A 20,178-nucleotide genomic window follows, 5' to 3' on the forward strand; every position below is an offset into this window, starting at 1 on the left:
GACTGATGGGCGCGGCGTCAGGTGTCGCGCCTGAAGTTCGATTTGATGACACGGCCAGAAAGCTGTCCCCCGTCCAGGGGCAGGACCGCTCCGGTCATGAACCCGGACGATGGCGATGAAAGCCATAGTACGGCGTCGGCGACATCCGTGACAGTTCCCAGCCGGTCCATCGGGACGGCCACTGCGGCCATGCGCTGCGCTTCCTGTCCGGCTGCCTCCAAATGGTGGGTCAGGATGGGGCCTGGCGCGATGACATTCACGCGGATGTTCCTGTCCGCATAATCGAGGGCTGCTACACGGCTCAATCCAATGATGCCGGCCTTGCCCGCCACATAGGCGGAAAGCCCCGAGACCCCCTCGACCCCGGCCGTCGAAGCCATGTTGACGATGGTCCCGCCGCCGTTTTCCAGCATGGCCGCGATCTGGAACTTCATGCCGTGGAACGTGCCGTGAATGTTGGTGCGGATGCCTCTGTCGAACGCTTCCGGATCGATCTGAGCCAGCGGCGCGGGTCTCGGCCCATCGGTCGCGTTGTTGAACGCTGCATCCAGGCGACCGAATGCGGCAATCGTCCTCGAGACAAGGGTTTCCATGCTGCCTGGATCGGTGACGTCGGCCTGGACGGCAAGAGCCCGGCCTCCTGCTTCCTGGATTTGCCGCGCAACCTCGTCGATTGCCGATTGGTTCCGCGCCGCGAGCACGACCGTGGCTCCGGCGCGGGCGAACGCCTTTGCGGTTCCTGCGCCAATGCCCTTGCTGGCGCCGACGACGAGCGCAACCTTGTCGGAAAGATCAATGATTGCTGTCATGTCTCACCTGCCGAGTGCCTTGGCGATTGCCTGGGGCAAAAGCCCGAGCATTCCTTCGTAGGCGGTGTTGGTAAGCAGCACGGCGACGCGGCCGCGCTGATGGTCGATGCACCACCAATGCCCGTACACCCCGCCCCACGATACGGCGCCAGGGGAGAGCGTCGAACTCGCGGCGGCTGGATCGACAAGCACCGCGCCCGTCCAGGAAAAGCCCCACCCCGGCCCTTGCGCCTCGGCTTCGGCACCGACCCGGATCCGGCTGGCGTCCTGCCTGCGTGGCGCGGACAGGAAATCTCCCTCGCGAAATGCCTCGAGCAGCCGCAACACATCGTGCGCCGTTCCCGCCATGCCCGCGCCGCCGGACGGGAAGGGACTGCCGCGCCCAATGCGTGACGGATCGAACCGCACCGCCGAGCCCAGATATTCGGGCAGCGATACCTCCGCCACGTCAGCCATGCGTATCGGTGCCGTCTCGCCGTCATGGTAGGGCGTCGCGAGTTCGTCGGGCCTGGCATGGAACGATGCGGTCAGGCCGAGTGGAGCCGTGACCAGATCGGCCATTGCCTGTGGCAGCGTTTTCCCCGTGACGGCTTCGACGATGCCGCCCAGAACGTCGGTGGCGACTGAGTAGCGCCACGCCGAGCCGGGCGTGCAACTGAGCGGGACCGAGGCGATGCGGCCGAGATTCTCGGCCAGCGAGATATCCGCGTCATCGAGCCCATCGGAGACGCCGGCCCGTGCGTAGGCGCCGCTCCTGTCCTGCTGGAAGCGGTAGTCGAGCCCCGCGGTGTGCGACATCAGCTGCGCCACCTTTATCCGCCCGGGCGTTCCCTCTGAAGTTCTGGGGGTGAAGTCGGGCAGCCATTTTTCCACTGGATCCTCGGTCGAGAGTGCCCCGGCCTCGATCAGCTTTAGCGCGGCCATGGTTGTGAAGGGCTTGGTGACGGAAGAATAGCGGAACGGCGTGCCGGTTCTCATCGGCCTGCCGGCTTCACGATCGGCCGAGCCGGCGGCACGCTCGAATACGATCTGGCCGTGGTCCGAAACCAGCAGCACACAGCCGACGATGCGTGCGTCGGATAGTGCGCTGTCGATGGCTTCATCGAGGGCGCCAGCCATTCCGCCAAAGGGCTGGATGGGCGCAGCGATGACCCGTGCCGCGGACATCAAGCTTGTTTCTGGTGACATCGTTCATCTCCGTTCGGTATCGGACGGAGAAATAGGCTCGACAACTCTGCACAAAAACAGGCACATTGCTGCAAGCATCATGAAGAGAGACTTAACGATGGAAAGCAGTATCCTGGCCGGACTGCCTGTCTTCCGCATGGTGGCACGGGTCGGCGGGTTCACGGCGGCTTCCGGTCGGCTCGGCATCTCGGTTTCGGCGGTTTCCCAGTCGATCCGACAGCTTGAACTTCGCCTGGGAATACGTCTGTTCGATCGGACAAGCCGCAACGTCAGGCTTACGGAGCGTGGGCGCCAGTTGCTGGAAACGATCGAAGGACCGATCGGTCTTCTCGCCGGAGCCATCGAAACGGCCAGGGAGGTGGATGGCGAGCCATCCGGACATCTGAGGATTACACTGTCGAGGCTTGCAGCCGAGATCTGCATCCTGCCTGCGCTGGTCGGGTTCGTCCGGCGCTATCCGGCAATCCGGCTGGAGTTGTCGACGGACGACCGCCTGACCGACATCGTCAGCGGCGGCTTCGATGCGGGCATACGCTTCAGAGGCACGCTGGAACTGGACATGATCTCCGTCCCGCTGGGGCCGCCGCTGCGTCGGTCCATGCTCGCCAGCAAGGATTATCTGGCTCGGGCCGGTGAGCCGCAAACGCCCGAAGACCTGTCGCGGCACGCAGTCATCCGCTACCGCTTTCCCGGGAGCGGCCGGCTGGAGCCGCTCACGCTGCGTCGGGGCGAAGAGACAATCCAACTGGATCCGCCGGCAGCCCTGATCCTGGACGACAACGGACATTTCTCGCTGGCTTCGCGGGCCGGACTGGGATTGGCCCAGCGCTTCCGGGTTACCGAGGAGGCGGCCATAGAATCAGGCGAATTGGTCAGCGTGCTGGACGCCTTTGAGCCGGAACCGCAACAGTTTCACATCTATTTCCCGTCGCGTGATCTCCAGCCGGCGAAACTGCGGGCATTCATCGACTGGTTCAAAACGGGTGGTGCAGGGTCGAGCACAAGGGTTTCCTGATCAGCGCCATGCCTTGCAAGAGCGATGGCCAGGCCTGCGGCATCGTCTCCAAGGACGTCGACGGCCTAGTCAAGGAGCACAAATTCGTCCGCGGCGACCGCTTCGCCGGCCTCGACGACGCCGTCGACATCACGTCAGCGCTTTTGTGCCCTCGTTTGTGGGCGGCGTGGTGGCGAGGACGACATGGGCTGCCTAGTCGGACTGTTCCACCGGAAATGATGCCCGCGCCTTGCTCTTGCCAACCTGTTGGGCACCGTTCTTGGCTGCGGATTTCTTGCGTTCAACCGATCCGCTTCGGGCGTTTTTCCGCCAGTCGTCGATGTAGTTCTTTACCGCCAGGTCGTGCCGGAACTCGCCGACACGCTCTTGTTGCATCTTGTAGGCTTCGCTTTTGTCCTTGATGTCGAGGCCGTCGAAGGCGCGCTTCACGGAATGGAACCCGAGAGCCCGATACGACTCCATCTGCTCCTCGGAAAAGAATTGATGGCCCGTCGATTCGTGCGGAAACAACGGATTGCGGCGCTCATAGTCGAGCACATAATCGGGCTCATCGCCGGTCACCGCAGCCTTGATATAGAGCAGCAGCCCCTCTTCCTCCTGACCCGCCTTGCCGGCATAGGCTATGCGTCCGATTGCGAAATGGCGCAAATGAGCCAGGTTTTCGAGTGGCTGTCTCTTCTGTCTGTCCGCCTGCCGTTGGATGACGGTTTCGCGGATCGGCTGCCAATCCAGTTCGATGCGGGTTCCTTGATCGATCCGGATAAACCGCTGCACATCGCAGAACGCGCCGAAGTTCATCCCCGGATCCGCTTCGCCATCGATGACGATGATCAGTTTGCATTTGCGCTTCAGCAATTGATAGAGGCCGAGATTGTCGAGATGCCCGCCATCGGTGATGTAGATGCGCGAACTGTCCGACCTCAAGATTCCGAAGGCCTCCTGGAACAAATAGAGGCGCATATATTCTTCCCAGCCACGCTGCTCGGTCTTCTTCGCGGCTGTTTCTGGCACAATGGTCTTGGCCTTCCGTTCGGCTTTCTCCGCGGCAACCTGTTGGCTATAGACGTCGATGCCTCTGCGAAAATGCTCCCAGTAGAGCAGCTTCTGCGGATTGGCGAGCCAAAATCCCATTCGCAGGTTCAACATTGCCAAGGTCGGGCCGAGCAGTCCGATATTTATACGACCCATGCTCGATGATACGGCAGCACCAGATATCGCTGCCGCCGTCGCCAGATCCAGCTGATTTTCGCACTCCGCCAAGCGTTTTGAAGGCGCATAGCCGGTCGCATCGCTGCCGACGTAATTCTTCGAGAATACAAAAAACTCGGCGTCCCTGCCTCGCTTTGCGGGGTCAAACTCGGCGGCCTTTGGAGTGCCCCGCTTCGACCGTTTGACGTTAAGAGTTCCGTTCACCAGCAAGTAAGGCGCCATCCTGCTGATCTCATGCAATTTCATGGCTTTCTGCTTGGTGTTGTTCAAGTCAAAAGCCGCCTGGAGCCGGTCTCGATAGAGGCGATGCAGGCCGTTTGAATTTTCCGTAAAGAACAGTGCGGCAAGCCAGACCGAAAGCGTCAGCCCCACATAGTTGAACAGCACCGACCATTGATCGTTGGCGTTCGACTGACGAACCGCTGCCGCTGCCAGGGCGGCAATAAACAGTGCGGCCACGATATAAAAAGCGATGCTGGGCATTATTGGGGGAGAGCGCAACCGGTCCGCAAGGAAAGTAAGTCGTTCCCTCCAGGTTAGATCTGTGCCGGCTTTGCCCGGCCTATAGGTGACGAACCACGAGCTGACCATCAGCCCGGCTGTGCCAAGGATGAACCACCAGAAATAGTTGTCGCCGGTCAACCAGCGCGGACCAAGCGCATACCCCACAATGACCCGGCCCGGTGGTTCGAAGGAGATGCCCAATGAAGCCATGACGTTCTGCAAAACCGGGAATAGTTGGGCAAGATGGGCGAGCAGCCCGACAAGCAGGGATGGCTCAGAGCCCAATGGCGGCTGAACTTTTATTCCCCAGGCGACAAGCATGATGAACAGGCCGTAGAGCAGCAGTGGCAGCGCCAGGCCCACGGCATAGAAGGCGGATTGCGCCAGCAGCCCTTGAAGCCACACGCTTGTCTTTTGGGAGTTCAGCGCCCGTTCGATCCAGCCGACCAGGATGCCGCGGAAGGCCGCCGTCGAAGCGATCAAGGCGGCGGCGCTGGTAGCCAGCGCCTTCAGCGTGAAGCCGACATCCGAGGCCGTCTGGAGCCAGATCGCGAAATTGATCACGTAAGGCTGCAGTTCGACGAACACCGACACGCAGAGCAGCACGAGCAACCATCTGCCCATCGCAGCGCCCCGAGATGAAGGTTCGACGAGGTCTCGTGCCTTGGCGCCGCCGACAAAGTCGACGATCGAGCGCGACAACGCCCAGCCTATGAGCCAACACCCAAGGGCTCCGGCAAAGACCTTGCTCATGATCCATGGATTGCTGATGTAGGGATACAGCCATTGCCAGCCGCCATACTTGTTCAAGCTGTAGCACCAGAACCATTGGTCGCTCGGGCAAGCGAGGAAAGGCAGCAGGTCCGAAATCAGACTGTGCTTGAGATGCTCCGTGGTCGGGTTGGCCAGGATAAGCAAAGTGGCCAAGGGCAACATCGCTGTGAGCAGCAGCAGGAAGTTCACCATCAGGCCACGCAACATGATTGCAAGCGACAGGCCGATATCTTTCAGGCCGTTGGGCGCCAGGAACTTGCTGTTGTCCCGTAGATGCTTGACTTCCCTGGAGTCGCTGCCGTTCTCTTCATCATCGGCAAAGGGGAACTCGAGCTCCTCGGCGGATGGTTCGGGGACCTTTCCATGGGGGTGTTTTGCGCTTCGGGTCAACGCCGCGACCAGGCTTGTCCCGATGTAACCGCCACCCGACACGGTCGACAGGTAGTCGATCTTCGGAATCAGGCCGTAGAGATGCAGGGCCTGCAATGCGCCGAGGGAAAATGACGCCGAGCGGATTCCACCACCCGACAAGGCGACACCGAAGAGATCGTCCGGCTTCGCGCCGGGACGTCGTTTAAGGATATCCCGATACTCGTCCGCGAGCACGCGATCGAACTTGACGGAGCCTGACCTTGATGCCGATTTTGGTGGTTCAGTTACTCCCGCCACAAGCGCCCCCATCGCTTATTACATATGCCTACTTTCTTATATAATAAAACATAGTTATGGGCAACGCCCGGATTAATATTCATTATTTCGACTATTGTTTGCAAATAATCGACTCCAGCGAAAGTCGTAGTGAAATCATGAATTGAGCGGAGAATAATAAATAGCTGTGATCACTCGAACCTTAGGAGTTTCCATAAGATTTTGGATCAGCTTTTTTGCGATGATTTTACGACCCGGCCGTATGGGTATTCACAAGATATTCGAAATCCAGCCACTGGTGGCTGGGCCATCATGGCGAAGGCCCGCTTTCACGCGCGAAAGTCTCAAAACAGGCCGTCATCGGTTCTTTGGGCCACCGAAGCAACCCGCGGCCACTGAAGAACTCGAAGACTATGCCGGCGACGCTGCGCTGAGCTCTGCAAGCCTCATGGTTCCGTAGACTGCGCTGCATAAGCCCAATTTATCGTCATCCCTCATTTTTGAAGACGTTACACCGACTTCCGCCATCTGTAGCTTCGGTGGCACATTGGGAAATGCGTGGGATTTGGTGGGTCGATGCAGACATTTGCGCGGGTGGTGGTTGTCGGGGGCGGGTGTGTCGGCGCGGGCATCCTGTACGGCCTGGCCAAGCGTGGCTGGACCGACGTGGCACTGCTCGAACGCACCCAGCTGACCGCCGGCTCGACCTGGCATGCGGCCGGCCTCGTCCCGTCCTATGCCCGCAACATCAATATCGGCCGGATGATCAACAAGACCATCGAGATCTATGAAGGGCTGGAGGCCGAGACCGGGCAGCCGGTCGGCTGGCACAAATGCGGCCAGTTGCGCATTGCCAACAGCCGCGACCGGCTCGACGAATACAAGAGCTATATGAGCGTGGCCGACGTTCAGGGCATGCGGGCGCATTTGCTGTCGCCGACGGAGGCGAGGGCGCTCTGCCCGCTTCTCGACAACAAGCACATGCTGGGCGCGCTCTATCATCCCGATGACGGCCATATCGCGCCGGCCGACGTGACCCATGCCATGGCCAAGGGCGCGCGGGATCTGGGCGCCAAGATCTATCTCAACACCGAGGTCACCGGCTTTCAGCGCACCGCCAACGGCGAATGGCGGGTGGCGACCAACAAGGGCGACATCATCTGCGAGCACGTGGTCTGCGCCACCGGCAATTACGCGCGCCAGACCGGCGCGTTGCTCGGCCTCGACATCCCCGCCATCCCGATCCTGCACCAGTACTGGATCACCGAGCCGGTGCCGGAGATCGTCGAGCGCAAGCGTGCTGGACGGCCGGAAATGCCGATCCTGCGCGACGAGGGTTTTGAAGGCTATCTGCGCGAGGAAGGCGACGGCTTCATGTTCGGGCCCTACGAGCGCACCGAACACCTCAAACTGTTCGCAGAGGACGGTGTGCCCGCCTGGTTCGGCGCCGATCTCGTGGAGGAGGATTTCGAGGCGGTGTCGTGGAACTGGGAGCAGGCGACGCAGCTCGTGCCGGCGCTGGGACGTGCCGGCATCAAGGCCAATGTCCGCGGTCCCTTTCAGATGACGGCGGACGAGCTTCCGCTGATGGGACCGGCCTGGGGCCTGCCCAATGTGTGGTTGGCCGAGGGCGTGCCGGGCGGCATATTGTGGGGCGGCACGATCGGCTATTATCTCTCGGAGCGGATCGTCGAAGGCGGCAACAGCCTCGACACCTCCGATCTCGACCCACGCCGCTTCGGCGACTACGCCAACAAGGCCTGGACGCGTGAGAAAGTCCGCGAGGCCTGGGGCACGCATGCGGAGCAGAAGTATCCGGGACAGGACATGCCCGCCGCCCGGCCGCAGAAGACAGCGCCATCCTATGCGCGGTTGACCGAACTGGGAGCGGTCTGGGGCGTGCTCAACGGCTGGGAGATGCCCAACTGGTTCGCGCCTAGGGGTGTCGAGGCCAAGGACCAGTACAGCTGGCGCTGGACCGCCAAGGGCGTCTTCGTCGGTGAGGAGGTGCAGGCCGTGCGCAACGCCGTCGGCCTGGTCGAGATGACGCCGATGACCAAGTTCGAGGTGTCGGGGCCGGGCGCGGCCGCCTGGCTCGACAGGATCCTCGCCAACCGACTGCCGGCGACCGGCCGCGCCGTGCTGGCGCATCACCTCACCGCTGCCGGCGGCGTGCAGGCCGAATACATGGTAGCACGGCTTGGCGACGACAGCTTCTATCTGATTTCGACGCCGCGCGCCGAACGCTGGAATTTCGACGATCTCTCAAGGCTGTTACCGGCCGACGGCAGCGTCAGCCTGAGGAATGTCACCAGCGAACGCGGCTGCTTCACGGTCGTCGGGCCGAAGGCGCGCGAGGCGCTGCAACCGCTGACCGAGATCGACCTGTCGAACGCCGCCTTTCCCTGGTTCGGTGTTAAGACCGGCAGCGTGGCGCTTGCCAGCGACGTGCGGCTGCTGCGCGTCAACTACGAAGGCGAGCTCGGCTGGGAACTCTATCATCCCATGGCCTATCAGCGGCAATTGCTGGACGCGATCCTCACGGAAGGCGAGAAACACGGCATGCGGCTTGTCGGGCTGCACGCGCTGGAATCGCTGCGGCTCGAAAAATCCTACCGCGCCATGTATCGAGACATGAATCCGGAGCTCAATGCGCTGGAGAGCGGGCTCGAACGCTTCATCCGCCTTGACAAGGGCGATTTCATCGGCCGAGACGCGGTCCTGAAGTACAGAGCTGGGAATGACCAGCGCCGCTCGGTGACGCTCAAAATAGAGACCGACGGCGCCAGCACGCTTGCCAGCGAGGGGCTTTATATCGGTGGCGAACTGGTCGGGCGCATCACGTCGGGCGGCTATGGCTACACGCTCGGGCATGATGTGGCGCTGGCGCTGCTGCCCGAACGTCTCGGCACGCCCGGCACGAAGCTCGACGTCGCCATACTGGGCGAATGGAAGACCGCTGAAGTCATCGCGGATTCGCCATATGACCCCAACTCGGTCAGGGCGCGGATGTAAGGCAGATCTGATATCAGGTGTTGCTGTTCCCGATGCTGCATGCCCTCTCGGACCAGGCATTGTCGCCATCGGGCGCCGTGGGCTCTCGTGTAACTTGTGGGCAAAATCAATCGCTGGGATATGATTTGAGTTCTCAGTAGCAACGGATCCCAATGACCATTACCTCGGCGCCAATCATCGTCCTCTTCCGAAACGACCTGCGGGTCTCGGATAACGGTGCGCTCGCGGCTGCGAGCGCCACGGGCAAACCCGTCGTGCCGCTGTTCATTTTTGACGAAGAGCAACAGGATGCGCGTCCCGCAGGCGCCGCCAGCCGCTGGTGGCTTCACCATTCGCTTTCAGCGCTGGGAAATTCGCTCGGGCTACTGGGAGTGCAGCTTGCCTTGCGGCAGGGGGCAACGAAAGAAATCGTCGCAGAGACAGCAAGGACTACCGGTGCTGACGCCGTCTTCTGGAACCGGCGATATACTCCCGTGAGCATCACCGCCGACACGGCGCTGAAGTCCGAGTTGCGCGCGGAGGGGTTTCAGGCAGAAAGTTTCGACGGCTTCCTGCTGCACGAGCCGTCTCGGCTCATGACGCGATCCGGCGACTTCTACAAAGTGTTCACGCCCTTCTACAACCGGCTTGCGGAAGACGAATTTCGAGATCCGTTTGACGCGCCGACCTCGATTGTCGCGTGGCAGGGCGAGCTGCGCTCAAGCAAGCTCGACGAGTTCAAGCTTCTACCCAAAAGCCCCGATTGGTCGTCCGGCCTTGCCGAACGCTGGCAGCCCGGTGAACAAGGCGCGGCAGAGAGTTTGGCGACTTTTCTCGAAGATAGGCTCGGCAATTACACCGATAGTCGGAACGTGCCCGGCGTCCAAGGGACCTCGGGGTTGTCACCGCATCTCGCGCACGGCGAAATCACACCGTTCCAGATAATGGCGGCCTTGCGGCGCAGGCGCGGTGAAGGCGTACAGACCTTCCGTAAGGAACTCGCCTGGCGCGAGTTCTCATATCATCTGCTTTTCAATAGGCCAAAGCTGCATATCGAAAATTTTCGCCCCGAATTCGATGCATTCGAATGGAGAAGCGCGCCGGCGGCTCTCAGGGCGTGGCAGTCCGGACGAACCGGCTATCCCATAGTGGACGCCGGAATGCGTGAACTCTGGCAGACCGGCTGGATGCACAATCGCGTCCGCATGATCGCGGCGTCGTTCCTTATCAAGGACCTTCTCATCGACTGGCGTGCTGGCGAGGAATGGTTCTGGGATACATTGGTGGATGCCGACTCTGCCAACAACCCGGCTAGCTGGCAGTGGGTGGCCGGATCAGGCGCCGACGCCGCGCCTTATTTCCGGATTTTCAATCCGATACTTCAGGGTGAGAAATTCGATGCGGATGGCAGTTACGTCCGGCGCTATGTGCCGGAACTGGCAAAGCTGCCCGACCGCTATGTGCACCGACCATGGGAAGCTCCGGCTTCGGTTCTGAAGGAGTGCGGCATCACCATCGGCGAGAATTACCCTTCGCCGATTGTGAACCATTCTGACGCCAGGGAGCGCGCGCTGGCCGCCTATCGCGACACACGAAGCAATTAGGATCAGTCGCGGACCATCCATTATTCGAGGCGAGGAATAGGTCGCGGCAAGTCCAGCAGAGCGGGACATGGGTAGCGCTCCTTAAAGCGTTTCACCGTTTCATGGAAACGCGAACCGCTCTAACTCTTTGTTCTGACGCAACTCCTGACGGAAAACCGCTCACACTTTTCCTGGAATTGCTCTAAAGCCTGAGCAGCGGCTGTATGATGCGGCCAAGCCGGCTTTGAAGCACGATATTACCCTTGAGTGCTACGATACAGATGCAAGGGTCGCCGTCACATACGGTCGGCTTGTGCTCCATCGTCTCGTCAGCCTCGTCGAAGTCGCCAGGGCCGTAGCGGCCGAACTGGTGTTCGAATGCGCCTTCGAGCACGCATGTCCATTCGTAGCCGGTATGTTTATGGTGGGGCAGCTTGGTTCCTGGCGCTGCCTTCAGCATGAACACCTTGATGTTCGAGACTTCAGGCACCGACACCGAACGTTGGCGAACACCCGGCCCGACCCAACGCCATGGCCCAAGCTGATACCGGCCAAGCGGTTCTTCGGGCATCTTGTCAGGGGCCGCTGAGTTCTTATCGATCAGGCGCAACACATTTCGCAGCGCGCCTGGCTCCAATGACACCGGTGTTGCCTGTTCAAGAAGCTCGCCACCGATCGCCTCGTACCCGCCCACCTTGCGGCTGCAGGCAGCGCACAAAGAAAGATGCATCGAAACGATAAGCCCACGGGCTTCATCAAGCGTGCCGGAAGCAAAGGCCGCGAGGGTCTCTTCAGTCGGATGATGGGCAATGGCATCAGTCATTTCAGCTCACCAACTCTGTCTCTCAACCTTTGCAGGGCAAGCCTGATCCGTGACTTGACGGTGCCCAGCGGGATGCCGAGGAGACTTGCGATCTCGCCATGTGCAAGGCCATCGAAGAATGAGAGGCGAATGACGCGCAACTGTTCATCGGGCAGTGCTACCATCGACGACCTGACTTGAGCCTCACGCTCGGCGACGAGAAGCAGGCTCTCAGGCTCGTCGTTGTCTTCCTCTTCCAGCATGCCATCTTCCTCGATCCATGCAGTGGCGCGGCCTTCACGGCGCATCTCGTCGACGCTGACGTTGCGAGCAATCGCATAAACCCAAGCCGACGCGGTCGCTCGCTCGGGATCATATTGTGCAGCCTTGCGCCAAAGTCTGATCAATGTTTCCTGCGCCAGATCTTCAGCACGATCGCGACTTGCACCACGCCGCATCATCATCGCCTTGATGCGCGGCGCATAATGTTCGAACAGTTGCGCGAACGCGTCGCGATCCTGGCTTGCCGCGACACGCATGATTAGCCGGGCTGCATCGAATTCCACCATCGCTCTGCTATACGCTCTATCCTGCTCCGGCTGGCAAGGCAGCGTTACTGGTTTCTGTAGGCCATTACGCATCAGGCGGTCTTTTGGATCACTGATTTGATCGACTTCTGACTTTCAGATCACTTTTGTCCGATCAGCCCATCAGTTTTTAGCGCGAGGGGTGATCCATTTCGCGCCGGCAGCCGTATCGCAACAAACATCAGTCCACAGCCGGTCGGCGCACACTGATCCAAGGTGCAAACAGGGAGGGGCCTGACATGCCAAACATTGTCTTGATCGTCGGCAGCGGCCCGGACGCGGTTCGATGCAGGGATTGGCCTCGAACGGCGTTTTCCTCGATTGTCGTCATCAACAATGCCTGGAGAGTGCGGCCCGACTGGGATTATTTGATTCACCCCGATGATTTTCCTGATGAACGCCTGCCGAGCGACCAGCGTTCCCGAGCCGCGTCGATCGTAAAATCGGATGCTTTTGTCCCTGCCCAAAACGCATTCGGTGGTTTTGTCTATGCGGGCGGCACAATGGCCTTCACCGCTGGCTATTGGGTTCTGAAGGCCCTCCGACCTGATGTCATAGCGTTCCTGGGCTGCGATATGATTTATCCCAACAACGCGCCGACGCATTTCTATGGCTTTGGAACTGCTGACCCGCTGCGCGACGATTTGACGTTGAGGGACTTGGAAGCGAAGTCTGGAAGGCTGTTCGCCAAAGCCCTGCGTTACGGAACAGTCTGCCTGAACCTTTCAAATCTTCCTGAAAGTCGCCTTGCCATACCGCGTGTGAACCTGCGGTTTATCGAGCGCCTTAGCCCGCTTCGGATCAAGGCGCTCAGAGCGATGCTTGAGGGCGCTATCGATCCGATTTCCATCGAGACCGCCGACACGCTCGAGGCTGAGCTCGGCTATTTTGTCGAACATGGGAGGTACTGGGAACACGTCTCGGATTTCGATGAAGCCGCGCTGGAGAAAATCGATCAACGCTGGCGTTCGTCGGTAGGCCAGCTGCCATTGTCGGTTCCTCCGAGCGATGCTTGCTGGGGACGCAGTCGGGCGCGCAAGGCCGATATCGTTCAACAGGAGCGTCGGGTTGGTCGCGACGTCTCCTCCCATATCGTCGAAGGCGCGTAAGTGGCTGGAGGACAGGAGCCGCTTGGGAAGAGGGCTGCGTCATGCTGACTCGAGACGACATAACAAAGCTCATCTTGCGAACAAGCATGCGTGATCGGGCGGCGTTCGATCTGCTTTACAAGCATACATGCGCGAAATTGTTCGGTGTATGCCTGCGTATTTTGGGCGACAGAGGGGAAGCTGAGGAGGCGTTGCAAGAAGTCTACGTAAAGATATGGACCAAGGCTGACCGATATGCGGCCTCGCAACTCAGCCCGATCTCCTGGCTTGTGGCGATTGCACGCAATCATTCCATCGATCTTATCAGAGCGCGCCGCCCTCCAACTGTCGACCTGGCGGCCGCGGGCGATATAGCCGACACGACGCCTTGGGCCGAGGAATTGCTGATTGAAAGCGACCAGCGAGCCAGTCTTGCCCGATGCATAGACAACCTGAGCAAGGACAAGGCCGCAGCAGTCAGGGGCGCGTATCAGGAGGGCGTCTCCTACGCAGAGCTTGCCAAGCGTCACAACGTGCCGCTCAACACAATGCGAACCTGGCTTCGGCGCAGCCTGATCCAACTACGGGCGAGCGTTGAGCAATGACTTTCAGAATGGAGCCAGCGCCAGCTTTCGTTGTTTTTTGCCTAGGCTTCTCTGCGCCCGGAAGCCGCTTCGGTCATCACCTGCCAATATAGGCGGCCAGTTCGTCCGGCGTGCCATTCGGGAAGGCCTGTTTTAAAAAGTCCAAGAACGCCGACACGCGCGCGCTGAGCAGCCGCCGCGATGGGTAGAGCGTCCATAAAGAGATTTCGGGACCGTCAATATCCCCCCAATTCACCAGTGTGCCGTCAGCCAGGTCGTGGCTCACCAACGAAATGGGAAGACGTCCTGCGCCGACGCCGGCGCGCACGGCATCCCGGACCATGATGAGCGTCGACAAAACGAGGACCGGCTCGATTGTAATTGTTGACCGGCCGCCTTGTGTCTTCACGTGCCATGTTTGCGGTTCGCCTGTCCCGCGCGCGACGCCAGGAGCGGCACGCTCACCGGTCGTGCGAGGAAGGTCGGGGCTCGCCACAACAACCAGACGGTCGCGGAGAAATGCCCGTCCCACCAGGCTTTCGTCGGGGTCTGGATTGACCCGGATTACCAGATCGTAGCCTTCCTCGATCATGTCGACAGGCCGGTCCTCAGTCGTCACTTCAAGCTTCACCTCAGGGTACTTAAGGGCAAAGCCCGCGGCGATCCTTCCCATCGCGGTCTGCGAAAAATGTAAAGGTGCGCTGATCCGTAATCTCCCCTTGGGTCTCTGGGCGCCCGAGGCAATCTCCGAAGTCGTCTCGTCCAATTCGGCAAGCAACGCTCCCGTCCGCTCGAACAACGCCCGTCCTTCTTCGGTGAGCTTGAGGTTGCGCGCACCGCGTTCAAACAGGCGCAGATCAAGACTGCTTTCCAACTCTCCAACGCGCCGGGACAGCGTTGCCTTGGGCCGGCCGGTGGCCCTTGCCGCTTTGCCGAAGCCACCATGGCGGGCAACGAGATTGAAATCGGCGAGCGCAAGAAGATCCATGGGTGTTCCACCAGTGAGACGGAGCGTCTAGAATTTCCGTCTATTAGGCTCTCAGTGAGCCACACATATTGGAGGTGTCAAGCAACCCAACAGGAGAAATTTCATGACCATTCTCGTTACCGGCGCCACCGGCAATATTGGCCGCCAAGTCGTCGAACACCTCGTCAAGCGCGGCGCCGATGTCCGTGCTCTCGTCCGCGATCCGTCGAAAGCCAGCTTCCCGGCGGGCGTATCCGTCGTGCAAGGCGACTTTCTCGATGTCGATTCGCTGCGCAAAGCCATGTCAGGCGTTTCCACCCTGTTCCTCCTGAACGCCGTGGTACCGGACGAATTCACCCAGGCATTGATCGCGCTTAACGTCGCCCGGTCGGCCGGCATCGAGCGCATCGTCTATCTGTCGGTGATCCACGCCGACGTCTATGTGAACGTGCCGCATTTCGCGGGCAAGTTCGGCGTTGAGCGAATGATCGAGCAGATGGACTTCAAGGCTACGATCTTGCGCCCGGCCTACTTCATGCAGAACGATCTGATGATCGAAGACGCCATCACCGGCTACGGCACCTACCCAATGCCGATCGGCGCCAAGGGTCTCGCCATGATCGACGCCCGTGATATCGCCGAGATCGCCGCCCTGGAGCTGCTGCGCCGCGAACAGTCCGCAGAGCCGCTTGCGCTCGACCGGATCAACCTCGTCGGTCCGCAGACACTGACTGGGACGGATATCGCCGCCATCTGGTCGGACGTGCTCGCCCGCCCGATCCATTACGGCGGCGATAATGCAGAGGGCTTTGAGCAAAATCTGAAGCAGTTCTTGCCCGCCTGGATGGCCTACGACATGCGCCTGATGGGCGAGCGCTTCTTCACCGACGGGATGCTGCCTGAGGACGGCGACGTCGAGCGACTGACCGCGCTTCTGGGCCGCCCACTGCGCCCGTACCGCAACTTCGCCTCAGCAATCGCTGGTTCGCAGGCGATAGAGGCGGCAGCGAGCTGAGGAGTAAGGCCGGCTGGCTCCACAATGCCTTGATCAATTCCTCAAACCGCCAGCGAATATCCCAGATCGCGCGGTGCAGCCGGCGCACCCGCTCTCCGGTGGCGGGCGTTGCCGAGTGCCGGCGTGGGGCATTGACCCTTGTTGGTGATAGCCGCTGCCTCGCAGGCAGTCTTTGACCAGCCGCCGCCCGAAATCACCGCCGACGCGGTTCGCGGCCGGTCTCGCCGGATTATCTCCGACCCTCCGGAACAAAGCTGACTGGCGCAGGTTAGATCCCCAGCACATGTGTGCATGAAAAGGATCTGCCTAAATGAAAACCCGCCTATTCCTGGCCTCACTGGCCACAGCCACAGCCATGGCTTTTGCCCTGCCTGCATTCGCCGCCGACAGCGCTCAGGACTTCGTCAACAAGGCCGCCGCAGGCGGCATGTTCGAGGTCGATTCCAGCAAGATTGCCGAAGGCAAGGCGCAGGATCAGAGCGTCAAGGATTTTGCCCGCAAGATGATCGAGGACCACGGTGCCGCCAATGCAAAGCTGGAGACGATCGCCGGCGAGCAGAAGCTGACGGTTCCGAAGGAATTGGACGCCAAGCACAAGGGCGACGTCGATACCCTGCAGAACGGCAAGGATCCGATCGACGGCCCCTACGTCCAGCTGCAGCGCGACGCGCACGCCGATGCCGTGAAGCTGTTCGAAAGCTACGCCAAGGACGGCGACAATGCCGAGCTGAAGACGTTCGCCCAGCAGACGGTGCCGACGCTCAAGATGCACCAGGAGATGATCGAAAAGATCGCGGCGACCGCGGGCACCCAGTCCTCAACTTCGCAGACGCCCAAGGTCACGGTCGGTGACAAGCCCGAACAGCTCCCGCCGCTTCCCGGTGCAAACAGCTTTACCGAGGATCAGGCGAAGGGCCGCATCCAGGATGCCGGCTTCGCCGACGTGTCGAAGCTGACCAAGGACGACCAGGGCATCTGGCGCGGCCAGGCCAACAAGGACGGCAAGAACACCACCGTAGCGCTCGACTACAAGGGCAACGTCGTTGCCGGCACCAACTGAAACTGAGATCCAGGAGATCAAATCATGAAGACCGTAACCGGACTTTTCGACAATTACGATGACGCTTCCGATGCCGTTGGTGAATTGGAAGCCAGCGGTGTTGCGCATGACGATATCAGCATCGTTTCCAGCAATTCGGACAATCAGCACGACAATGACGGCTCCAAGGCCGCCGATGACGCGGCCGGCGGCGCCGGACTGGGTGCGGCGATCGGCGGAGCGGGGGGACTGCTTGCCGGACTTGGCCTGATGGCCATTCCGGGCGTTGGTCCGGTGGTGGCTGCCGGATGGCTGGCCGCAACTGCCGTCGGTGCCGTTGGCGGCGCGGTGGTTGGCGGCGCGGCCGGCGGCATCGTCGGCGCGCTCACCGATTCCGGTGTCCCGGAAAATGATGCCCACGTCTACGCCGAGGGCGTGCGCCGCGGCGGCACCCTGGTCACAGCCAAGGTCGACGAGCAGCTGGTGCCGGAGGCCGAAAGGATCCTGGGACAGGCTACATCTGTCAACCTGCAGGAGCGGCGTGGCGAATACCAGGCCGACGGTTGGACCGGTTTCGATCCAAAAGCGGAGAACTACCGCTCGAACGAAATCGGCCGCGACGGCGCCCGGGATGTAAACCGGGTCTAATCGACAAGGCCTCGCTGCCGAAAGGCGGCGGGGCCATTTTGCCGAACAGCCCTTGGCTAACGCATCAAGCCGGCTGCACGAAGCGCATCCTCAATAGTCTTGCCAATGCCTACAGGAGAAGCGCGTGAGCCGTCTGGAGGCGGCTGTCCGGCAGGTTCGACCCTGGCTGGTCTTGATTTTTCAGTCGCAATGTATGTGTCCAAAGCTGTGCCTGCGGCAGGATTGGCCGCGCCAGCAGCAGGCTGGGGCTCCCCTCGAGCACCTCGGCCTGCGATATTCCAGAAGGCCGCTATCCTGCGCGTCGAAGATATTCCGACATCCAGCATGAACGGAGCGGCGTGGCCCAGGCCGTCCTCACCCGCCGTCTTCAAGGGGGCGCCATGGCCCATACCGGCAATGGTGTATTTTTCGATCACCTCATTGCCATCGACGTCGCACCAGACCTGCCGCGTTTGCCCATCGACAGCCTCCGTTCGACCATGGCCCGCACCGGCGCGGTGAACACCTTGCCATTGGGCGACAAGGGCGTCCGCGTTGGATGGCGCCACCGTGCGATCGGCCGTGCCCTGCCAGATCGAAATCTTCGGCCAATTCCCCTTGTGCGATGATGCCTGCGCCAGGCGCCGCTGGAGTTCCGACTTAGACGGGCCGCCATGGCCACGCATGCGATCGAACGCTTCCGGGATCGTCGATGCGCTGCCATAGGCAAGTCCCGCAAGGATTGCGCCGCCGGCGAACACGTCCGGATAAGTCGCCAGCATTGCCGCCGCCATGGCACCGCCGGCGGAAAGGCCGGTGATGAAAATGCGCCGGCGGTCGAGGCCATGCGTCGTCACCATGGCCTCGATCATCTGGCGGATGGAGAGCGCCTCGCCGCGATCGCGGGTGACATCTTCGGGCACGAACCAGTTGAAGCAGAGGTTGGCATTGTTGGCGCGCTGCTGCTCCGGGAACAACACCGCGAACCCTTCTTCCGCCGCCAGGCGCGACCAGCCGGATCCGTGATCATAGGAGGCGGCCGTTTGCGTGCAGCCGTGCAGGACAACGACCAGCGCGGCCCCGCGCGGCAAGTTCTCAGGAACGTAGAAGCGTGCCCGCAAGGCGCCGGGATTGGATCCGAACTCGGCGAGATCGGACAGACTGTCGAGGTGGCCTTGTGGGTAGAATGCCGTCCCGCCTCGCATGGCCGAAAGGCGCGCGATCGTATCTGAGATGTTCCGCAAATCGAGATCCTAGACCGCCGGAATGGCGGAAGCCCGAGCACAATGCACAGACAGCAACATCGTTGCTGCACTGCACAATAACAAGCTTACGCTGGGGTAGACGAGATGCGAATGCTCCGTTCCAGGCCGCCCCGGCTTCTTTCGCTGCTGAAAAAGCCAATGGCGGACCCTGACCATTCCGGATCTATCTAACGGTAGCCGCCGGCATCGGCAGCGGAACACGACGCGAAGCCGGTGCAGCCCGATGCGCGCTTGACTTGCTCATATGTTTGATAATAAATCATACATAATAGCTTTTAAAAAGACGACGCTTCCGGGAGCACCCATGAAAATTACGGCCATCAAGGCGCTCGTCTGCAATGCGGAAATGCGCAACTGGGTTTTCGTTCGGGTCGAAACCGATGAGCCCGGTCTGTTCGGCTGGGGTGAGGCGACGCTGGAGTGGAAGACGCGTGCGGTCGTCGGCGCGCTTCAGGATCTTGAGGCGCTGCTCATCGGACAGGATCCGCGCAATGTGGAGCAGTGCTACCAGATCCTGACGCGCCATGGTTTCTGGCGTCTCGGCGTCGAGGGCATGTCGGCCGTCAGCGGCATCGAAATCGCGCTCTGGGACATTCTGGGCAAGTCGCTGGGCGTCCCGGTCTGGCGGCTTCTCGGCGGCCAGGTCCGCGACTATCTGCGCACCTATACGCATCTCGGCCTTGGCGACATGAAGGCGGTCTATGAGAGCGGGTCGGCGGACACGATCGTCGAGCGCGGACGCATCGTCACCCAGGCCGGCTACGACGCGGTCAAGGTCGTCTGCATTCCCTACACCCACTATGTCTCGCCGGCGAAGGCGGTCGACTCCGTCGCCAACATGGTTGGCGCGCTGCGCGAGGCTGTCGGTCCCGATATCGACATCATGGTCGACTTTCACGGACGCCCGGCCTCCGTCAATGCGGCGATGGACTATCTCAAGGCGATCGAACCGGCCCGCATCATGTTCGCCGAAGAGCCGGTGCCGCCCGAAGATGTCGCCGGCCTGGCGCATATCACCGCGCGATCGGCGATCCCCATCGCGTCCGGCGAGCGGCTGATCGGGCGCCGCGAGTTCACGCAATCGATCGGGGCGCGCGCGTTCAACATTGCCCAGCCCGATATCTGCCACACCGGCGGCCTGCTCGAGACCAAGAAGATCGCGGCTCTGGCGGAAACCGCCGGCATCGGCCTTGCGCCGCACAACCCGCTCGGCCCGATCGCCGGCGTCGCGGCGCTTCACTTCGGCATATCGACGCCAAACGTCATCATCCAGGAGGAGATGTCGGGCGCGGTCGCCTGGTACGATGACGTCGTCACCTGGCCGATCGATCGCAAACCCGGCCGCTGGGACGTGCCCGACCTGCCGGGCCTTGGCGTCACCGTGAATGAAGATGTCATCGCGCGCCACCCTTTCAAGCAGGAAGTGCTGCATGCCCGCAACGCCGTCATGCCCGACGGCACCGTGGTCGATTGGTGAGCG

General features: G+C 61.2%; 16 protein-coding genes and 1 pseudogene. 10 read left to right on the forward strand and 7 right to left on the reverse strand.

The features are described 5' to 3' along the window. Nucleotides 1–17: 17 nt before the first annotated feature. Together JG746_RS12340 and JG746_RS12345 are read right to left on the reverse strand one after the other, a co-directional pair. A complete protein-coding gene (locus tag JG746_RS12340) occupies nt 18–809 on the reverse strand; it encodes an SDR family NAD(P)-dependent oxidoreductase (RefSeq protein WP_202358374.1) in 792 nt (263 codons plus the stop codon). 3 nt (nt 810–812) lie between these two features. Then, entirely contained in the window at nt 813–1,976 is a 1,164-nt protein-coding gene (locus JG746_RS12345) for a serine hydrolase domain-containing protein (protein ID WP_202358375.1), read from the reverse strand. Nucleotides 1,977–2,094: 118 nt separating this feature from the next. Here JG746_RS12345 and JG746_RS12350 point away from each other — a divergent pair, with 118 nt between their 5' ends. Both JG746_RS12350 and JG746_RS12355 read left to right on the forward strand, forming a co-directional pair. Then, on the forward strand, nt 2,095–3,012 hold the full coding sequence (locus JG746_RS12350) for a LysR family transcriptional regulator (RefSeq protein ID WP_274609332.1): 918 nt from the start codon (nt 2,095–2,097) through the stop codon (nt 3,010–3,012). After that, a pseudogene (locus JG746_RS12355) lies at nt 2,988–3,146 on the forward strand (HlyU family transcriptional regulator); the annotation flags it as partial. The gene JG746_RS12350 and the pseudogene JG746_RS12355, both read left to right, overlap by 25 nt. A 58-nt stretch (nt 3,147–3,204) precedes the next feature. On the opposite strand, the gene JG746_RS12360 reads toward JG746_RS12355, so the two are convergent. After that, complete coding sequence (locus JG746_RS12360; protein ID WP_202358377.1) at nt 3,205–6,180, reverse strand: patatin-like phospholipase family protein; 2,976 nt, start codon at nt 6,178–6,180, stop codon at nt 3,205–3,207. Nucleotides 6,181–6,723: 543 nt separating this feature from the next. Between JG746_RS12360 and JG746_RS12365 the strand changes: the two genes are divergently transcribed. Both JG746_RS12365 and JG746_RS12370 read left to right on the forward strand, forming a co-directional pair. Beyond that, nucleotides 6,724–9,162, forward strand: a complete 2,439-nt coding sequence (locus JG746_RS12365; protein WP_202358378.1) for a GcvT family protein — start codon at nt 6,724–6,726, stop codon at nt 9,160–9,162. Nucleotides 9,163–9,314: 152 nt separating this feature from the next. After that, nucleotides 9,315–10,745 (forward strand): cryptochrome/photolyase family protein, encoded by a 1,431-nt coding sequence (locus tag JG746_RS12370; protein WP_202358379.1) that lies wholly within the window; start codon nt 9,315–9,317, stop codon nt 10,743–10,745. A gap of 181 nt (nt 10,746–10,926) precedes the next feature. Here JG746_RS12370 and JG746_RS12375 read toward each other — a convergent pair whose 3' ends face one another. Together JG746_RS12375 and JG746_RS12380 are read right to left on the reverse strand one after the other, a co-directional pair. After that, nucleotides 10,927–11,547: a ChrR family anti-sigma-E factor gene (locus JG746_RS12375; RefSeq protein ID WP_202358380.1), complete on the reverse strand. Its 621-nt coding sequence runs from the start codon at nt 11,545–11,547 to the stop codon at nt 10,927–10,929. Next, nucleotides 11,544–12,095 (reverse strand): sigma-70 family RNA polymerase sigma factor, encoded by a 552-nt coding sequence (locus tag JG746_RS12380; protein WP_244730761.1) that lies wholly within the window; start codon nt 12,093–12,095, stop codon nt 11,544–11,546. The genes JG746_RS12375 and JG746_RS12380 overlap by 4 nt, the downstream gene beginning before the upstream one ends. Nucleotides 12,096–12,352: 257 nt before the next feature. Here JG746_RS12380 and JG746_RS12385 point away from each other — a divergent pair, with 257 nt between their 5' ends. Then, nucleotides 12,353–13,222: a hypothetical protein gene (locus tag JG746_RS12385; RefSeq protein WP_202358382.1), complete on the forward strand. Its 870-nt coding sequence runs from the start codon at nt 12,353–12,355 to the stop codon at nt 13,220–13,222. Between the two features lie 44 nt (nt 13,223–13,266). Next, complete coding sequence (locus JG746_RS12390; RefSeq protein WP_202359334.1) at nt 13,267–13,806, forward strand: sigma-70 family RNA polymerase sigma factor; 540 nt, start codon at nt 13,267–13,269, stop codon at nt 13,804–13,806. A 76-nt stretch (nt 13,807–13,882) separates the two neighbouring features. Here JG746_RS12390 and JG746_RS12395 read toward each other — a convergent pair whose 3' ends face one another. Then, nucleotides 13,883–14,773, reverse strand: coding sequence for a LysR family transcriptional regulator (locus tag JG746_RS12395; RefSeq protein WP_202358383.1), 891 nt, complete (start codon nt 14,771–14,773; stop codon nt 13,883–13,885). A gap of 103 nt (nt 14,774–14,876) precedes the next feature. Between JG746_RS12395 and JG746_RS12400 the strand changes: the two genes are divergently transcribed. The 3 genes from JG746_RS12400 (at nt 14,877) to JG746_RS12410 (ending at nt 17,454) form a co-directional block, all read left to right on the forward strand. Continuing rightward, complete coding sequence (locus JG746_RS12400; RefSeq protein WP_202358384.1) at nt 14,877–15,767, forward strand: NmrA/HSCARG family protein; 891 nt, start codon at nt 14,877–14,879, stop codon at nt 15,765–15,767. Between the two features lie 310 nt (nt 15,768–16,077). Beyond that, a complete protein-coding gene (locus JG746_RS12405; protein ID WP_202358385.1) occupies nt 16,078–16,827 on the forward strand; it encodes a DUF4142 domain-containing protein in 750 nt (249 codons plus the stop codon). Nucleotides 16,828–16,851: 24 nt separating this feature from the next. Then, complete coding sequence (locus JG746_RS12410) at nt 16,852–17,454, forward strand: general stress protein (protein WP_202358386.1); 603 nt, start codon at nt 16,852–16,854, stop codon at nt 17,452–17,454. A 56-nt stretch (nt 17,455–17,510) separates the two neighbouring features. Here JG746_RS12410 and JG746_RS12415 read toward each other — a convergent pair whose 3' ends face one another. Next, nucleotides 17,511–18,677, reverse strand: coding sequence for an extracellular catalytic domain type 1 short-chain-length polyhydroxyalkanoate depolymerase (locus tag JG746_RS12415; RefSeq protein WP_202358387.1), 1,167 nt, complete (start codon nt 18,675–18,677; stop codon nt 17,511–17,513). 325 nt (nt 18,678–19,002) lie between these two features. On the opposite strand from JG746_RS12415, the gene dgoD reads away from it, so the two are divergent. Continuing rightward, the gene (gene dgoD, locus JG746_RS12420; protein WP_202358388.1) at nt 19,003–20,175 is read left to right on the forward strand and encodes a galactonate dehydratase; all 1,173 of its coding nucleotides are present in this window, start codon (nt 19,003–19,005) and stop codon (nt 20,173–20,175) included. Nucleotides 20,176–20,178 lie beyond the last annotated feature (3 nt).

It is taken from the genome of Mesorhizobium sp. 113-3-3 (assembly GCF_016756495.1).
GTDB lineage: Bacteria > Pseudomonadota > Alphaproteobacteria > Rhizobiales > Rhizobiaceae > Mesorhizobium.

What these genes read in the sequence shown, in the direction of transcription:
- JG746_RS12340 (WP_202358374.1), bottom strand. Translation starts at nt 809, where the DNA reads ATGACAGCAATCATTGATCTTTCCGACAAGGTTGCGCTCGTCGTCGGC.
- JG746_RS12345 (WP_202358375.1), bottom strand. Translation starts at nt 1,976, where the DNA reads ATGTCCGCGGCACGGGTCATCGCTGCGCCCATCCAGCCCTTTGGCGGA.
- JG746_RS12350 (WP_274609332.1), top strand. Translation starts at nt 2,095, where the DNA reads ATGGAAAGCAGTATCCTGGCCGGACTGCCTGTCTTCCGCATGGTGGCA.
- JG746_RS12360 (WP_202358377.1), bottom strand. Translation starts at nt 6,180, where the DNA reads ATGGGGGCGCTTGTGGCGGGAGTAACTGAACCACCAAAATCGGCATCA.
- JG746_RS12365 (WP_202358378.1), top strand. Translation starts at nt 6,724, where the DNA reads ATGCAGACATTTGCGCGGGTGGTGGTTGTCGGGGGCGGGTGTGTCGGC.
- JG746_RS12370 (WP_202358379.1), top strand. Translation starts at nt 9,315, where the DNA reads ATGACCATTACCTCGGCGCCAATCATCGTCCTCTTCCGAAACGACCTG.
- JG746_RS12375 (WP_202358380.1), bottom strand. Translation starts at nt 11,547, where the DNA reads ATGACTGATGCCATTGCCCATCATCCGACTGAAGAGACCCTCGCGGCC.
- JG746_RS12380 (WP_244730761.1), bottom strand. Translation starts at nt 12,095, where the DNA reads ATGGTGGAATTCGATGCAGCCCGGCTAATCATGCGTGTCGCGGCAAGC.
- JG746_RS12385 (WP_202358382.1), top strand. Translation starts at nt 12,353, where the DNA reads ATGCCAAACATTGTCTTGATCGTCGGCAGCGGCCCGGACGCGGTTCGA.
- JG746_RS12395 (WP_202358383.1), bottom strand. Translation starts at nt 14,773, where the DNA reads ATGGATCTTCTTGCGCTCGCCGATTTCAATCTCGTTGCCCGCCATGGT.
- JG746_RS12400 (WP_202358384.1), top strand. Translation starts at nt 14,877, where the DNA reads ATGACCATTCTCGTTACCGGCGCCACCGGCAATATTGGCCGCCAAGTC.
- JG746_RS12405 (WP_202358385.1), top strand. Translation starts at nt 16,078, where the DNA reads ATGAAAACCCGCCTATTCCTGGCCTCACTGGCCACAGCCACAGCCATG.
- JG746_RS12410 (WP_202358386.1), top strand. Translation starts at nt 16,852, where the DNA reads ATGAAGACCGTAACCGGACTTTTCGACAATTACGATGACGCTTCCGAT.
- dgoD (WP_202358388.1), top strand. Translation starts at nt 19,003, where the DNA reads ATGAAAATTACGGCCATCAAGGCGCTCGTCTGCAATGCGGAAATGCGC.